The 15,323-nt window shown below is 64.0% G+C and carries 16 protein-coding genes, 1 tRNA gene and 1 pseudogene; 8 read left to right on the plus strand and 10 right to left on the minus strand.

Going from position 1 to position 15,323, the window contains the following annotated elements; translation table 11 throughout:
- On the minus strand, positions 1-390 hold a 390-nt coding region (locus O7R11_RS10595; RefSeq protein ID WP_337997490.1), incomplete at its 3' end, for an MCP four helix bundle domain-containing protein.
- 613 nt (positions 391-1,003) lie between these two features.
- On the opposite strand from O7R11_RS10595, the gene O7R11_RS10600 reads away from it, so the two are divergent.
- Positions 1,004-1,897, plus strand: coding sequence for a helix-turn-helix domain-containing protein (locus O7R11_RS10600; RefSeq protein WP_337997491.1), 894 nt, complete (start codon positions 1,004-1,006; stop codon positions 1,895-1,897).
- Positions 1,898-1,905: 8 nt separating this feature from the next.
- On the opposite strand, the gene O7R11_RS10605 is transcribed toward O7R11_RS10600, so the two are convergent.
- The gene (locus O7R11_RS10605; protein WP_337997492.1) at positions 1,906-2,337 is read right to left on the minus strand and encodes an NfeD family protein; all 432 of its coding nucleotides are present in this window, start codon (positions 2,335-2,337) and stop codon (positions 1,906-1,908) included.
- On the minus strand, positions 2,334-3,437 hold the full coding sequence (locus tag O7R11_RS10610) for a DNA recombination protein RmuC (RefSeq protein ID WP_337997493.1): 1,104 nt from the start codon (positions 3,435-3,437) through the stop codon (positions 2,334-2,336). The genes O7R11_RS10605 and O7R11_RS10610 overlap by 4 nt, the downstream gene beginning before the upstream one ends.
- Positions 3,438-3,552: 115 nt before the next feature.
- On the opposite strand from O7R11_RS10610, the gene def reads away from it, so the two are divergent.
- Both def and fmt read left to right on the plus strand, forming a co-directional pair.
- On the plus strand, positions 3,553-4,062 hold the full coding sequence (gene def, locus O7R11_RS10615) for a peptide deformylase (RefSeq protein ID WP_337997494.1): 510 nt from the start codon (positions 3,553-3,555) through the stop codon (positions 4,060-4,062).
- A 23-nt stretch (positions 4,063-4,085) separates the two neighbouring features.
- Positions 4,086-5,012: a methionyl-tRNA formyltransferase gene (gene fmt / locus O7R11_RS10620; protein WP_337997495.1), complete on the plus strand. Its 927-nt coding sequence runs from the start codon at positions 4,086-4,088 to the stop codon at positions 5,010-5,012.
- 217 nt (positions 5,013-5,229) lie between these two features.
- Here the strand turns inward: fmt and O7R11_RS10625 are convergent, their stop codons facing one another.
- From O7R11_RS10625 to O7R11_RS10640, 4 genes are all read right to left on the minus strand, one after another.
- Positions 5,230-5,772 (minus strand): biotin transporter BioY, encoded by a 543-nt coding sequence (locus O7R11_RS10625; RefSeq protein WP_337997496.1) that lies wholly within the window; start codon positions 5,770-5,772, stop codon positions 5,230-5,232.
- Positions 5,773-5,788: 16 nt separating this feature from the next.
- Entirely contained in the window at positions 5,789-6,388 is a 600-nt protein-coding gene (locus O7R11_RS10630; RefSeq protein ID WP_337997497.1) for an energy-coupling factor transporter transmembrane component T family protein, read from the minus strand.
- Positions 6,381-7,073, minus strand: a complete 693-nt coding sequence (locus O7R11_RS10635; protein ID WP_337997498.1) for an energy-coupling factor ABC transporter ATP-binding protein — start codon at positions 7,071-7,073, stop codon at positions 6,381-6,383. Before O7R11_RS10635 ends, O7R11_RS10630 begins: the two co-directional genes overlap by 8 nt.
- A gap of 115 nt (positions 7,074-7,188) precedes the next feature.
- Positions 7,189-7,833 (minus strand): carboxymuconolactone decarboxylase family protein, encoded by a 645-nt coding sequence (locus O7R11_RS10640; RefSeq protein ID WP_337997499.1) that lies wholly within the window; start codon positions 7,831-7,833, stop codon positions 7,189-7,191.
- A 280-nt stretch (positions 7,834-8,113) separates the two neighbouring features.
- Between O7R11_RS10640 and O7R11_RS10645 the strand changes: the two genes are divergently transcribed.
- Positions 8,114-8,198 (plus strand) — tRNA-Leu (locus tag O7R11_RS10645).
- A 20-nt stretch (positions 8,199-8,218) separates the two neighbouring features.
- Complete coding sequence (locus O7R11_RS10650; RefSeq protein WP_337997500.1) at positions 8,219-8,680, plus strand: hypothetical protein; 462 nt, start codon at positions 8,219-8,221, stop codon at positions 8,678-8,680.
- A 3-nt stretch (positions 8,681-8,683) separates the two neighbouring features.
- Here O7R11_RS10650 and O7R11_RS10655 read toward each other — a convergent pair whose 3' ends face one another.
- Both O7R11_RS10655 and O7R11_RS10660 read right to left on the minus strand, forming a co-directional pair.
- Positions 8,684-8,815, minus strand: coding sequence for a hypothetical protein (locus O7R11_RS10655; protein ID WP_337997501.1), 132 nt, complete (start codon positions 8,813-8,815; stop codon positions 8,684-8,686).
- A gap of 98 nt (positions 8,816-8,913) precedes the next feature.
- Positions 8,914-9,108, minus strand: a pseudogene (locus tag O7R11_RS10660) (transposase); the annotation flags it as partial.
- Positions 9,109-9,471: 363 nt separating this feature from the next.
- Between O7R11_RS10660 and O7R11_RS10665 the strand changes: the two are divergent.
- From O7R11_RS10665 to O7R11_RS10675, 3 genes are read left to right on the plus strand one after another with little or no spacing between them, the layout of a single operon-like run.
- On the plus strand, positions 9,472-12,153 hold the full coding sequence (locus O7R11_RS10665) for an ATP-binding protein (RefSeq protein WP_337997502.1): 2,682 nt from the start codon (positions 9,472-9,474) through the stop codon (positions 12,151-12,153).
- Positions 12,154-12,185: 32 nt separating this feature from the next.
- Positions 12,186-13,409: an EAL domain-containing response regulator gene (locus O7R11_RS10670; RefSeq protein ID WP_337997503.1), complete on the plus strand. Its 1,224-nt coding sequence runs from the start codon at positions 12,186-12,188 to the stop codon at positions 13,407-13,409.
- Positions 13,410-13,443: 34 nt separating this feature from the next.
- Entirely contained in the window at positions 13,444-14,256 is an 813-nt protein-coding gene (locus O7R11_RS10675; RefSeq protein WP_337997504.1) for a response regulator, read from the plus strand.
- A gap of 71 nt (positions 14,257-14,327) precedes the next feature.
- On the opposite strand, the gene O7R11_RS10680 is transcribed toward O7R11_RS10675, so the two are convergent.
- Positions 14,328-15,269, minus strand: a complete 942-nt coding sequence (locus O7R11_RS10680) for a dihydrodipicolinate synthase family protein (RefSeq protein ID WP_337997505.1) — start codon at positions 15,267-15,269, stop codon at positions 14,328-14,330.
- Positions 15,270-15,323: the final 54 nt, after the last annotated feature.

Consider the following 15,323-nt stretch of genomic DNA (forward strand, 5'->3'; position numbering starts at 1 on the left):
GACGTCCTTGTCGTAGGCGGCGTAGCGCGCCTCGAACTGCGCGAGCAGCGCCTTGCCGCGCTCCGAGGTGAGAAGCGCGGCGTAGCGTTCGTGCGCCGCCTCCAGCAGCTTCACATAACCGGCATGCTGGCCCTCGAAGGTTTTCATCTCCGCATCGTCGGTGGAGAGGACATGCATGTATTCCAGGGTCCGGCGGGCCACCAGGAGGTAGCGGATTTCTCCGTTGACCTGAATCCCGGGCATGCGGACGGAGGAAATCTCGTTCGTCGCGGCGCCCATGCGGGACATCTGCTGCAAGGCGCTGCCGCCCATCGCCGCCACGAGCGCCGTCAGCAAGGCGAACACCAGCAGCAATTTGCGTCCCATCCTCAGGTTATTGAACCATTGCACGGCTTTCTCCTTCCACTAGAGCCATCCAGAGAACACGCTCCGGTCGTATTCCGGAACGCCGCAAGCGCAGCGTTCCACCGTTGCGCAAAGACAGGTTCTCCGCTCTCCCCGTGCAGATATGCCGCCCTAAACGATCAGAAATAGATATCGACTACACGCAATAGTTCTGCGCCGAATATGCGCAATCGACCCGTCATTAATCTCCTTAGTCTTACCGGCATCTTCCCCTTGCCGACATCAACTCAGAGCTTTTCCCCTACCAATCTTGACGAGCGCACCCGCTATCGTGCATAACCCCTTATGCAGACCCGCAAAGGGTTTAACTCGCGCAGGCCTTGCAGCATGAAGTAAAAACATAAAATCGAGAACAGAGTTCCAATGCGCTTGCACTGAGATGAAACGTTTCCTGCGCTCAGAAATAATTCCGCTGGGAAATCAAAAAACCCTCCCATTTTCCGCACGATAACTACAGAACAAGGGTGAGTTGACTCTCAATCTCATGCGGGCACGCCAGTTTCACAGGCGGTCCGATAAAATTTTCATCATGCCGAAGCACCAGAACCCACAACCCCGGTTTTATCTCTCCACGAACGATGTTCCCGCCCCGCAAAGAGTGGGCTTTTGGGAAGAGCATCTGGCTTCCCTGGGGTTCGGCGGAGAGATCACCCCGCACCAGGGCCACGCCTTCCACGCACAGACCAGGGGCCGCGCCTTCGGTCACGGCAGCATCCTGGTGTTCGAACGCACGCCCTGCGCGTATGAGAGAAGGGACAAGCACTGCCTCGGCGACCTGAGCAAATCCTTCGCGCTGATGCTGGTGCTGAAAGGGACCGGCGCGCTGGAGCAATACGGCCGGAGAGTCACCCTGGGGCCGGGCGACTGCTGCCTGATCCATGCCGGCGCGCCGCTCTCCGGCATGAACCATGAAATCCGGGTCGCCGCCCTGATCTACGACAAGGAGGTCGCCGCCCGCTGGCTGCCGGATGCGACCGCGATATGCGGCATCACCCTGCCCCAGAACACGCCTTGGGGAAGAACCCTCTCCGCGGCGATGGCGGCCCTCTCCCTCGACACCGCGGCGAACCTGCCGATGCCGGAGGACATGGTGATCGAACAGATCAACTGCCTGCTGACGCTGGCCGCCAGCCCCGCCCCGTCCTTCGGCGGAACCTACCGGGAGTCCCTTCTCCACCGGCTGCGGCAAATCCTGCGGCAGCACGCGGCGGACCTCACCTTCGGCCCCGCCGCGTGCGCGGAGATCTGCGGCATTTCATTGCGCACCCTGCACATGACCTTCGCCAGCCAGGGCACCAGCTTCTGCCGCGAATTGCGGGGAATCCGCCTGAACATGGCGCGCGCCTACCTCGAAGACCCGAAGTTCGGCCGCAAGACCATCGCGGAGATCGCCGGGCTGTGCGGTTACGCCCACGCCAGCCATTTCGTCACATCCTTCGGCAAGGCCTTCGGCGCCTCGCCGATGAAATACCGGAAGAACGCCGGTCTCTGAGCCCGGCCCTACCCCTTGCGCGCCACCTTCAGCGTTTCGTCGTCTAGGCCGGTGATGCGCACCTCCGCGCCCGCCGCGATGTCGGAGGGGCCGGTGGCGGCATAGGTTTCGCCGCCCAGGATCACCGTGCCGTGGCCGTTGCGGAAGTCGCGGGCGGCGACCGCGGTGCGGCCGACCAGGCCGAGGCCCGCGCGGTGACGGTCGGGCAGGGCGTCGGAAAGGCGCTGGGTGAGCCTGCCGCCGATCAGCGCGACGGCGGAAAGAATGACGAAGAGCCCCGCCTGCGCCGCGGCGGAGGAAACCCCGAGGCCCCATTCCACCGCCCCGGTGAGCAGCGCGCCCGCGCCGATGGCGCGCGCCGCGCGGCCGTCGCGCCAAACGCCGAAGGCGAGGAAGGCGGCGCCCCCGGCCGCCCACATCCAGGGCGGAAGCGGCGTCATCCCGGCGGCGCCTCCGGCGGTTTGTGGGCGATCGCCGGGGCTTCCGCCGCGCCCAGCTGCACCGCCTCGATGCGTTCGGCCCGCCGGGAAATCTTGTCCATCGAGGTTTCCACCGGGTTGATGTCGGCCTGCGCCTGGTTGATGTGGGTGAACAGCTTCTTCAGGCGGTCGTCGAGGCGGCCCACGTCCTCCAGCAGGGTGCCCACCTCTTTCTGGATGCGGCCCGCCTGCTTGCGCATCTGCACGTCCTTCAGCACCGCGCGCACGGTGTTCAGCGTCGCCATCAGGGTGGTGGGGGAGACGATCCACACCCGGCTGCGGTAGGATTCCTCCACCACGTTGCGGAAGCTTGCGTGCAGTTCCGCATAGACCGCCTCGGAAGGCAGGAACATCAGGGCGCTTTCCGCCGTTTCCCCGGCAATGATGTACTTCGCCGCGATGTCGTGGATGTGCTTCAGCACGTCGTCGGAGAAACGCCGCGCCGCGGCCTTGCGCTCCGCCTCGGGCGCGTCGCGGAAGGCCTGGTAGCCGTCGAGCGGGAACTTCGCGTCGATGACGATCGGGCCAGGCGGGTTGGGCAGCACCAGCAGGCAGTCGGCGCGCCGCCCGTTGGACAGAACCGCCTGGAACGAGAACGCCTCGGCGGGCAGCGCGGCGGTGACGATGTCGTGCATCTGCACCTCGCCGAAGGCCCCGCGCGCCTGCTTGTTGGAGAGGATGTCCTGTAGCCCCACCACCTGGGTGGAGAGCTCGGTGAGGTTCTTCTGCGCCGCGTCGATCACCGCCAGGCGCTCGCGCAGGTCGTGCAGGGTGGCCGCGGTCTTCTCCCCCGAGGCCATCAGGTTCTCGCCGACGCGGCGCGTCACCTCGCCCAGGCGCTCGTCCAGCGCCTTGGCCAGCGCCCGCTCCTGCGCCTGCATCCGCTCCGCCAGCTGCGCCTGCTGCGCCGCCTGGGCTTCCGCCATCTGCGCCAGCCGCCCGGTCAGTTCCGCCAGCGCCGGGTCCGCCCCGCGCCGCCGCGAAAGCGCCCAAACCGCCGCCGCCGCCGCGACCGCGGCGAACAGCAGAACCGCGAGCAATCCCTCGAAACCCGGCATCATCCGCATCATCCCCTTGCAGTTGCGAGCAGGATAGGCCAGCCGCCGCTTGACGCGAAGGGGCAAAACACTCTATCTCCCCATTGACACTCGTTTGCAATTGAGGACACCCGACCCCATGGCGATCTTGCCCATCGTCGTCGCCCCCGACCCGGTCCTGAAGGCCAAGGCCAAGCCCGTCGCGGCAGTGGACGACGAAATCCGCCAGCTCATGGACGACATGCTGGAAACCATGTACGCCGCGCCCGGCATCGGCCTCGCCGCACCGCAGGTGGGGGTTTCCAAGCGGGTGATCGTGCTCGACGTGGCGCACAAGGACGAACCGCCCGCGCCGCTGTGCCTCGCCAATCCGCAGGTGATCTGGGCCTCGGAGGAACTCGCCTGCTACGAGGAGGGCTGCCTCTCGGTGCCCAAGCAGTACGCCGAGGTGGAACGCCCCGCCGTGGTCAAGGTGCGCTTTCTCGGCCGCGACGGCAAAAAGCACGAGATCGAGGCCGACGGCCTGCTCGCCACCTGCGTGCAGCACGAGATCGACCACCTCGACGGCATCCTCTTCATCGACTATCTGTCGAACCTCAAGCGCAACATGATCCTGCGCAAACTCAGGAAGGAACAGCGCACCGCCTGAGGGCCGCGCTGCGGGGGAATGCCATGGGGGAAACCCGCCTGCGCGTCGCGTTCATGGGCACGCCGGAGTTCGCCGCCGCGGCGCTCGCCGCGCTTGCGCCCGCGCACGACATCGTCTGCGCCTATTCCCAGCCGCCGCGCCCGGCGGGCCGCGGCTACAGGCTCGCCCCCTCGCCGGTGCACGCCCTGGCGGAACGCCTGGGCATTGCCGTGCGCACCCCGGTCTCGCTGAAATCCGCCGCGGAACAGCAAGCCTTCGCCGCGCTTGAAGCCGATATCGCGGTGGTCGCCGCCTACGGCCTGATCCTGCCGCCGCCGATCCTCGATGCGCCGCGCCTGGGGTGCGTCAACATCCACGCCTCGCTGCTGCCGCGCTGGCGCGGCGCCGCCCCCATCGCCCGCGCCATCATCGCGGGCGACGCGCAAACCGGCATCACCCTGATGCGGATGGACGCGGGCCTGGATACCGGCCCGATGCTGACGCGCGAAACCCTGCCGATCGACCCCACGGACACCGCGGAAACCCTGCACGACGCCCTGGCCGCCCTCGGCGCGCGGATGATCGGCCCGCTGCTCGCGGACCTTGCCGCCGGGCGCATCGCCGCCACCCCGCAACCGGCGGAAGGCGCCACCTACGCCGCCAAAATCGACAAGGCCGAGGCCCGCATCGACTGGAGCAAACCCGCCGCCCAGGTCTCCGCCCATATCCGCGGCCTCTCCCCCTTCCCCGGCGCATGGTGCGAACTCGCGGGTGAACGCCTCAAGCTGCTCAACGCCGTGGTGGCGGAGGGCGACGGCGAACCCGGAACCGCGCTCGACGACCGCCTCGCCATCGCCTGCGGCTCAGGGGCGATCCGCCCCACCCGCCTGCAACGCGCCGGAGCCAAACCCGCCGACGCCGCAGGCTTCCTCAACGGCCGCCCGGTGCCGAAGGGCACGCGCCTGGGCTGAAAACCAAAACTTTGCGAGGGGACATTTCCGCCTTGGGAACGCCCACCGGGCGTTCCCACCGCCTCCGGCGGTCGGCTTCAATCCCCTCGCGCACCCCATAACTTTTTTCGCCGCGCAGCGGCTATCAACCGTCACGCCGCGTGACGGCTCTATCGCGCTACGCGCAAAAACCAAAAGTTATGGGGGGTGTGGGGGGACCGAGTCCCCCCATAACGTTTTAGTTTTTCTTGATGATCGGGTAGGCCTTTTTGATCGCAACGGCGACGAAGGCGGCAAGGATGGCCTTGATCAGGTCGCCGGGGACGAAGGCCATGGAGCCGATGAAGGCCTTGGCGAGGCTGATTTTCGCCACCGCGGCGAGCCACGGGATGCCGAGCAGGTAGACCATGCCGATGCCGCCGACGATGCAGGCGACGAAGGCCTTGAAGGTATTGAGGCCGCTCCACATGCGTTCGACCAGCCAGCCGGTGACGAACGCGCCGAGGATATAGCCGAGGGCGTAGCCGCCGGTGGGGCCGAGGAACAGGCCGATACCGCCGCGTCCGCCCGCATAGAGCGGCAGCCCGGCGGCGGCCAGCGCGGTGAACACCAGCAGGGCGAGCGCGCCGCGCTTCGCCCCGAGGATGGAGCCCGCGAGCATCACGCCGAGGCTTTGCGCGGTGATCGGCACCCCCGGCAGCACCGGGATCATCGGCAGCAGGCCGAGCGCCGCGGTGACCGCCGCGAACAGGGCGGCATAGACCATATCCTTGACCGACATGCGGGTTCCCTTTTCTTCAGTTGCCGTCGTAGCCGCGCGCGGCGATCGCCTCGGCGAGGTCGTCGGCCATGCGCAGGGTGCGCACCAGCAGCGGCATCACCACCGCGAAGACGCTGCCTTCCAGGCCGCGCGCCCGCTGCGCCTCGCGGATTTCCGCGATCATGGTGAACAGCACCGGAATGAAGCGGATGGCGAGCGCCAGGGTGAAGCCCGCCTTGGCGGGATCGACTCCGATGCATTTAAGCGGCGTGAGGACGCGTTCAAGCGCATCGACCATGGCGGAGACGCGGGTGGTGAAGGTGAGCGCCGCGGCGAGCAGGATGACGGTGCCGAGCCGAGCCGACACCAGGAAGGCGTCGCGCGGATCTCCCGTGACCAGGTGGAAGGCGGCGAGCGCGGCAATCAGCACCAGGGCGGGGGCGATCTGCCTGAACAGCGGCCTCGCGGGCAGCCAGGCGGAGAGCGGCAGCAGGGCGGCAAAGGCGACGAGCCCGCCCAGGATGCGCACATCGTCGGTGAGGAACACCGCGGCCCCCGCCGCCGCGAGTGCGAAAAGCTTCACCCCCGCGGGGATGCGGTGCAGCCAGGTGATGCGGGTGAGGCAGATCTCAAACACCGCCCGCCTCCGCCGCCATCAGCTCGCGGTAGAAGGGAACGGCCTCGGCGGGCGGCGCGTCGCAGACGATGCGCCCGGCCTCGAAGACGAGGACGCGCTCGAAATCGGTGAGGAACTCCAGGTCGTGGGAGACCACCACCGCGGTCTGCGGCATTTCGGCGATGGCGGCGGCGACGCGGCGCTTGTTGCGCAGGTCGAGGAGCGTCGTCGGCTCGTCGAACACCACGTAGGCGGGTTCCATCACCAGCACCGCGGAGATCGCGAGCATCTGCTTCTGCCCGCCGGAGAGCAGGTGCGCCGGGCGCAGGCGCAGGCTCTCCATGCCGTAGCGGGCGAGCACCGCATCGACGCGGGCGGCGATCTCCGCCTTCGGCAGCTTGAGGTTTTTGAGGCCGAAGGCGACGTCCTCCTCCACCAGGGGATAGACGATCTGGTTGTCCGGGTTCTGGAAGACGAAGCCGACCTTGCGGCGCACCGCGCGCGCATCCTTCGCGGTGCAGAGGCCATCCACCCGCACCGTGCCGGTGGAGGGCGCGAGCAGGCCGTTGATCAGGCGGGCGAAGGTGCTCTTGCCCGAGCCGTTGGCGCCGATCACCGCGACGCGGCGTTCGGCAAGGCTCAGGGAGAAGGGTTCGAGCACGGTCAGGTCGCCGAAGCGCATGCTCACGTTGTCGAATTCGATCATCGCCGGGAGGCCGCCGTTTCAAAACCGGCCCTTTAGGTACCGCGCCCGGCGGCGCGGCGCAAGCCTACTGACGGCCCGGAGGCAGCCGGGCGCCTTGCGGCGCCCGGACCGGCGTTCAGCGCGGCAGCGAGGGAATCTGCTGCGGAGCACCGGCGGGGAGCGGCGTCTGGGCGACGTTCATCTCCGCCGCGAGCAGGGAGTAGTACCCGTGGATGCCGACCAGGTCGATCACCCCGCGCTCGCCGAACTTGCCTTCGATGCGGTTGTAGGCGGCGTCGCTGACGCTCTTGTTGCGGATCAGCTCGTCGAGGAAATCGTAGACCATCTCCTCGTCGGCGGTCATCCCGGCGGGGCGGCGGCCTTCGGCGATGGCGGCGATCACCTCGGGCTTGATCCCGGCCTTGAGCGCCAGCTTCTGGTGGGCGAACCATTCGTACTGGTTGCTCCACTCGCGGGCGGTGATGAGGATGACGAGTTCGCTGAGGTTGGGCTTATAGGCGCTTTCGTAGCGCAGGTAGGCGCCCGCGCGCTGGATGCGGTTGAGGAATTCCGGGCTGCGCAGCAAGGGCACCCACGGGCCGCGCCCGACGCTGCGCTTCGGCGCGCCTGCCGGGGCTCCCTCGGACAGCTTCTCGACCGCCTCCTTCTGCGCGGCGGTGAGTTTTTCCGTGGGGATGGGCTTCATCCGGTCTTCGGCGGCGAAGGCGGTTCCGGCGACCAGGACGACCGTCAAGGCGGTGGCGAGCAGACGAAACTTCATGATGGAAATCCTCCCTGTGCATGGGAACAGGCCGAAACCCGCCCCTTTTTGTTCGCATAAAGAACGTTAGTTCGCACAGAAAGGCTACTCCGGTTTTCTACCGTGGAATAGTCCAAGAAAGAAGCCCGAGCAAAAAACCCCGAAGTTAATGGAACAGGCGGAATAAATCGTCCGCCGCATCGAACGGACGGCAAAAACCATAGCCCTGCCAGCGGCATGATGCGCACCGAAGGTGCCGCCCCTTGCCAGGGGACACCGCCGCGTTTAGGGTTTGGACGCTGCCCGCTTGATGGAATCGGTAGACATAACGGACTTAAAATCCGTGGCCTTATGGCGTGGGGGTTCGAGTCCCCCAGCGGGCACCACGCACTGGGGGGAGGGGAAAATGCCGAAGCGCTTCGCCGCATATGCCGTTGCCGCCGCCATCTGCCTGCTTGCCGCTGCGCCAGAGACGCGGGCGGGAGGCGGGCCTCCCTGGGAACCGATCGATGCGGATGCGGAAATCGAGCGCTGCTATGTCCCGTTGAAGCCGGAATTCGACAGCGGCGTCACCGCCCGCATGCGCAATGCAGGGAACGATTACGCCGAATGCCTGAATCGGCGGGTCGTCGTGCACACCACCGCTCTGATCAGCGAAGCAAGCTACCCCAGGGCGCAGATCGAGGCCGATCTCGGCACCCTGGCCAAAACCACGGCACGCTTCCATTGGCGTCTGTACAACGAGAACCGCGCCTGCAGGCTCAGTTGCGGCACGATGTACCACGTCTTCGGCGCTGCTGCTGTGATGGGACTCTTTGAGAGGCTCCTACGCGAAGTGATCCAGCAAAGAAACGAATTGCAGATGTAGCCCTTACCTTCCCTTGAGCTCCTTCACCTTCGCCTCGGTGCGGGCGATCAGGCGGTCCATTTCGGCGATGTCGGCGGGCGAAAGCCTGGGGCCGGGGGCGCGTAAGCCGGCGTCGGCGATCGCGCCGCGGCGCATCAGGATGTGCTTGCGCAGGGCGAGGCCGAGGCCGAGCTGCTGTTCGTGGCGGAGAAGCGGCAGGTAGCAGCCGTAGAGGTCTTCCGCCGCGTCCTCCTCGCCCGCAGCAGCTTCTCCGGTGGGATCGACGGCCTACCCATTTCCAAGTAGAGCGCTGCAAAGTTGCCCAACAACGCCGCCAGCGCCGTATTGGTCATCTCCCGGATCGTCCGCAGAGGGTGGTCCATGCGCACCCGCTTCTCCAGGTCAACATGGGAGAACAAGTCTCCAGACCGCTTGTCTGTCCCGCGCATCATCCCCCTCGGCAACAATCCACTGCCGAGATTGAATCATGCCGATGCCGGCCATGCCACCGGGATTTTCAACACCCTGCTAAAGGAACGGAAGCGTCCAGAAAACTCGGGGCTATTCAATCCGCAACATGCGGTTCCGGCACGATTGCGGCGTGGGGGATTGGATTTGCTGTCGGGCTACGGGTCGAAGGGGCCATCCGGACGGGGGTGAGTAGTTTCCGATCCTTTCTCGCCTGTTCCGCCGGCTGCTATACCTTACCATACAAGAAATCCATCATATTTTTCGGTCGCGCCATTCTATCGTTTCGAATGCGTCCCCGGCGTGCCGTTGGCGCAAGGCCGCTCATGGTTGGGAGGGTTCGGATGTCGGTTCCGTTGTCGCAGGCGCGGTTTCGCGCAGTTTCCATGGAACTGATCGCGTGTTCGGATGAGAGCCGTTCGAACCTGCTCGTCGTCGCCGACGATGGAACCGCCATCACCATAGAATGCGATAACGATTCAATTTCGGAAATTCAACGGCACATGGCACGGCGCGCGTCGGCCAGTTCCGAGGCGGAGACACGTCTCACCGCTAGAGACCGGGACTTGGGCCTTGCGGATGACGGCGGGACTGTAGCCGCCAGAGACGTGAGAGAGCGGATCAAAGCGCAGCGCGAGAATGTCGAGAGTCGGCGGATATTCGAAGATCTTCTGGAAAACTCCGACGCCGCGATCATCGACTATGACTTTTCCGTCCTGTTTCGGGTCGTACAGGATCTGAAACGGGATGGTGTGCGCGACTTGCGGGGATATGTCGGAGAATCGGACGAGCGGATGGATAAATTCGTTGGCGTCGTGCGTATCAACTACGCCAATGCGGCCGCCCTGCGGATGCTCCGTGTTTCCTCGTTGCAGGAACTCGTCAGGCAATCGACCAATATCATCGATATCGCCGAGGCGATCTTTCAGAACGATACGCGTATCCGCCGTTCGGAATATCTAGTCGCCGACGGCATGCCCATCCCCGTCGTCTATTCGCTGCGGGTTCCAAGGACGGAGGAAGAGGCGCGCCGCGTTCCCATCGTCATCATGGATCTGTCCGATGTTCGGCTTGCCGAGGCGGCCCGCCAGGCGGCCATCGCCAAATCACAATTCTTTTCAAGCATGAGCCACGAGATTCGGACGCCGCTGAATGGCGTAATCGGCAACCTTGAACTGCTCGCCCTGACCTCTCTCGATAACGCGCAGTTCGAGTTGATTGACGATGCCGACAAGGCGGCCAAGGCGCTTCTGGGGCTGATCGGCAATATTCTCGATTTTACGAAAATCGAGGCCGGTAAATTGACCATCGAAATGGGCGACATCAGCCCCGCCGCCTTGGTGGATGAGGCCGTCGACGTCGTGCAAAGCCTTGGGCGGCAGAAGAACATTTCGGTCGCGGCCACATTCGGTCCCGATGTGCCGTGTCTGGTCCGTGGCGATGCCATGCGCGTTCGCCAGATTCTGCTCAATCTGATCGGCAACTCGGTGAAATGCACCGAGCAGGGCGGCGTGCAGGTGAATCTCACGGTGGTTTCCTGGAGCCAGGAAACATGCCTCCTGCGCTTCGATGTGCACGATTCCGGGCGAGGCTTCAACCAAACCCTGGCAGCACGGCTGTTCGAGCCTTTCACCCAGGAACAACCGGACGCCGAGGGGGGGGAAGGCACGGGGCTTGGCCTGTCCATTTGCAAAAGTCTGGTGGAAGCCTTCGATGGGACCATAGGCTGCGAAGGCGTGCCCGACGAGGGCGCAACTTTCTGGTTTACGCTTCCGGTCGATGTCGTCAGGCGGGCGCAGCCGGTGGATCACCCCGACTTGTCGAAGGTCAGGGCCATGGTGATCGGCGGCGATATCGAGGTAGGGCAGTCTCTTGAGGCGTATTTCAAGAGATGCGGCGCTACCGTGATCTCGGAAGTTCATCGGACTTTCTCTGCTCTCGCAACGGAACTTAGCCGCACCGAATCTTCTCTTGTGGATGTCGCCGTGTACGTTCCCGAAGGCCGTGATGACGATGCCTCGGACGTTGCGCAGTGGCTGGAAGAGCGGCATATCGTCCCGCTTTTGTTCGGCTCCGGACAACCCCTGCGTGCCCGGCTGCGCCAAGGATTCGCGGCTGTGATCGAATCTGCCGCCGGTGCCAATTATTTCGACCACAACAACCGTCTTCTGGTGGGGCATGCCCAGGCCCGCGACCGGCTTGTCGCCCAGCAGTCGGCCATCGTTTCGGCGTTCGGCCCCGGTCTCACGGGAATGCAGGTGCTTGTCCTCGAGGACCGGGTGGTCAACCAGACGGTCATCCAGAAGCAACTTAAGAAGCTCGGTATCGACTGCATGTTGGCGATCAATGGCATCAAAGGCCTCGAAGTACTGGATCATCAGGATTTCGATCTGATTTTGTGCGACTGCTTCATGCCGAGGATGGACGGCTACGAGTTCACACGAGTCCTGCGCAAGCGCGAGGCCGATCAAGCGGATGGTCTTCACGTGCCGGTTATCGCACTTACGGCGAACGCCTTTCGCGAGGACGCAGACAAGTGTCTTGAAGCCGGAATGGACGACTTCATCAGCAAGCCGGTGACCATGGATCGGCTCATCGCAATGCTGGTCAAGTGGCTGCCTCCCGCGAAGCCCGTTTCCGTCGCCTCCAACCAACCGCGGAGCGATCAAGCGGACACGATACAGATGATCGATATGGAGGCCCTGGCGGAAATACTGGGCACGAACGAGCCGGATATGCTGAACCAGATGCTGAGCGAGTTCCTGACCGTCGCCGGGACCTCGCTTGCGGAGGTTGAAACTGCGGTGCTCTCCGGCGGAGCGGACAGCATCAAGAGTGCCGCGCATGGTGCCAAAGGAGAGGCGCGCTATGCGGCGGCCTCAGGACTCGCCGGGTTGTATGCGGAGGTGGAGCGCCAGGCTAATGACGATTCCGGCAGCTTGCGGGATTTGCTGGCCCGTGCCGCCGTGGAGATACACCGCATCGAGGAATTTGTTCGTGGGCGCCTGGAAGCCTCCCAGCCATAACCGGAGGGGGCGGAGCCCCCGTAGGGAAAACGATGTATAACAGGGTGCATGAGGGAACTAGGGTACTGATCGTTGACGACAACGCTTTTGCCCGCAGCGTCGGCAGACGGGCATTGGCGGCTGCCGGCGTCAATTCGATTCTGGACGCAGCGAGTGGGCAGGAGGCCTTCGACTTGCTCGGCCGTGCAGGACAGACGATCGATGTCGTCTTCTGCGACCTGATGATGCCGGATATGGACGGTATCCAGCTTGTCCGGATTGCCGCGACTCTGGCCAATCCGCCGTCATTCGTATTCTTGAGCGGCGCCGACGCGACGGTGCTGGCCGCTGCCGAAAATACTGCGCGCGCCCGGGGCTTGCGTGTCTTGGGCGCCATCGAGAAGCCTCTGACGCCCAAGGCCGTCCGCCGTGTGCTTGTCCGACGTGACGACCTGCCGCCGCCACCCGAGGCCGATCAAAAGCCGGTCGATCTTACCCCTCAGGAGATGGACGCGGCCTTGGCAAAAAATCAGTTCCTGCTTTACTTTCAGCCAAAGGTCTCGTTGACCGATGGCAGCATCGTAGGTTTCGAATCCTTGGTGCGCTGGCAACATCCCGAGCTCGGCTTGATCCTTCCCGACGCCTTCATCTCCATGGCGGAACGAAGCGGCCGGATTGGCCCTCTCACGGAGGTCACCACGAAGCTCGCTCTGAAGCAATGTGCCGCATGGGCCTCAATCGGCCTCTATCCCAAGGTAAGCGTCAACCTGTCGGCCCATATGTTGGTGGACCTGGATCTGCCGGATCGCATGGCCGGCGAGGCGGAGCGTTCCGGGGTCGATCCACGGCAATTGATTCTGGAGGTCACGGAATCGGGATTATTTCAGAACAAGGCCAATACGCTCGACATCCTCGCCCGGTTGCACATGAAAGGGTTTCCCTTATCCATCGACGATTTTGGCACAGGGTATTCCTGCATGGAGCAGTTGCGCAGCGTTCCGTTCTCCGAAATGAAAATCGATCGAGTTTTCGTCATGGGTGCGGCGGGAAATTCGCGTGCAAGGACGATTCTGGAATCGAGCGCCGCCCTTGGACGGAGTCTGCAGATGTGCGTGGTTACGGAAGGTGTCGAAACGCAGGAAGACTGGGACACCGTATGCATGGCGGGCGCGGATGTTGTGCAGGGGTTCTTTATCGCCAGGCCGATGGCGGCGGAGCTTGTCCCGGCATGGATGAGCGCGTTTCCGCATGAGAGAAGAATAATATTTTCCAAGTAATACTGGTGTATATAGGGGCAACGGTGAAAAAGAAATGAACGATATATGTATTCCGTCCGTCAAATTCATTGTTGTAGATGATCGTTCGTTGATTCGCAGAATCGTGAGGCAACATCTTGAATCCCGTGGCATAGACCTCATCGATTTGGTCTGCGACGGTCAGGAAGCCCTCGATTTATTGAAATTTTCATCTCCCGTCCTCACCGCGCCGCCACTCACGGGCGCGTCCGGCTTACCGCCTGACGACGTCGATGACTCCTCATCCAAATATTTTAACTATAAAACATCACATACATACTGCGTTATCACCGACTTCAGTATGCCAAATTTAAACGGATTGCAGTTGGTGAAAGCGATCCGTTGTGGCGAGACGGGAATACCGCGCGATACTCCGATTATACTTCTTACGGGATATTCAGATGAATACATCGTTTCCACGGCGTTGTCTCTGGATGTGAATGCCTTCGTTCCGAAGCCCGTTTCCCACGACGTCTTATGGGAGAAAGTGGAATGCGTTCTTACAACAGAAGTTCCCGTTAAAGAGGTTTCCGCATACGCGACAGTCGAAATTCCCGACGAATCTGGGAAAGTCATTGAGGATAAATCGGATCTCGCCAACTTGGAGATTGTGGTCGACGATCAGACTCTGGCCTACAGTTGGATTCCTCTGGACAAGGTCAAGTCCGGCACCGTGTTGGCTGGAAGCCTGCGCAACGGGCGAGGAGATCTGCTTTTCCGCCAAGGAATGGTGATTTCGGAAGACATTCTCCATAAGCTCATGGACATCAAACGCACACGCGGGTTCAGTGGAAAAATTCCGATCACAAAATCGCCGAAGAAAGGATGACCCACCCCGGTCCCGTCGGCTTTGGCAGGGTTGCTGTGCCCCCGGGTTTCATCCAGCGGAGACTGGAGCCCTCACGCTCCCTTGAGCTCCTTCACCTTCGCCTCGGTGCGGGCGATCAGGCGGTCCATTTCGGCGATGTCGGCGGGCGAAAGCCTGGGGCCGGGGGCGCGTAAGCCGGCGTCGGCGATCGCGCCGCGGCGCATCAGGATGTGCTTGCGCAGGGCGAGGCCGAGGCCGAGCTGCTGCTCATGGCGGAGGATCGGCAGGTAGCAGTCGTAGAGGTCTTCCGCTTCGTCCGCCTTGCCCGCAGCAAACAGGCGCACGGTCTCCACCAGCGCCTCGGGGAAGGCGAAGCCGGTCATCGCGCCGTCCGCGCCGCGGCCCAGTTCCTGCGGCAGGAAGATGCCGCCGTTGCCGCAGAGAATGGACATGCGCGGCGCGGTGCCCGCCGCCTCCGCCGCGCGCACCGCGCCGATCTTCGCCAGGCCCGGGCTTTCCTCGTGCTTCAGCATGACGATCTGCGGCAACTCGCGGGTCAGCTCCAGGATCGCGCGCGGCGACACCGGCACCCCCGTGGCCTGCGGGAAATCCTGAAACACCACCGGCACCTGCGGGCCGATCGCGGCGCACACCTGATGGTAATAGGCGGTCACCCGGTCCTCGCGCGCCGGGCCGCGCGAGGGGGCCACCATCACCCCGGCGGCGCCCGCATCCATCACGTAGGCGGTGAGGCTTGCGAGGTTGGCAAGCCCGGCATCCGACACCCCGGCCACCACCGGAACGCGGCCGCCGATGCGCTTCATCACCCGGTCGAACACCGCGCGGCGTTCCTCCGGCGTCAGCTTGTCCGCCTCGCCCATCATGCCGAGCACGGTGAGGCCGTTGACCCCCTTTTCCAGGTAGAAGTCGATCAGGCGGTCGAGGCTGGCGAAATCGATGCGGCCGTCGGGGAAGAACGGCGTGGCGCAGATGATGTAGACGCCGCGGGTGGTGCGGGAGATCAGGTCGGACACGGAAGCCTCCTCGGTGGGGGAACGGGGAGACCCGATGATACGCCGCGCGCGCCC

The organism is Oleispirillum naphthae (assembly GCA_027864655.1).
GTDB classification, from domain to species: domain Bacteria; phylum Pseudomonadota; class Alphaproteobacteria; order Rhodospirillales; family Rhodospirillaceae; genus Oleispirillum; species Oleispirillum naphthae.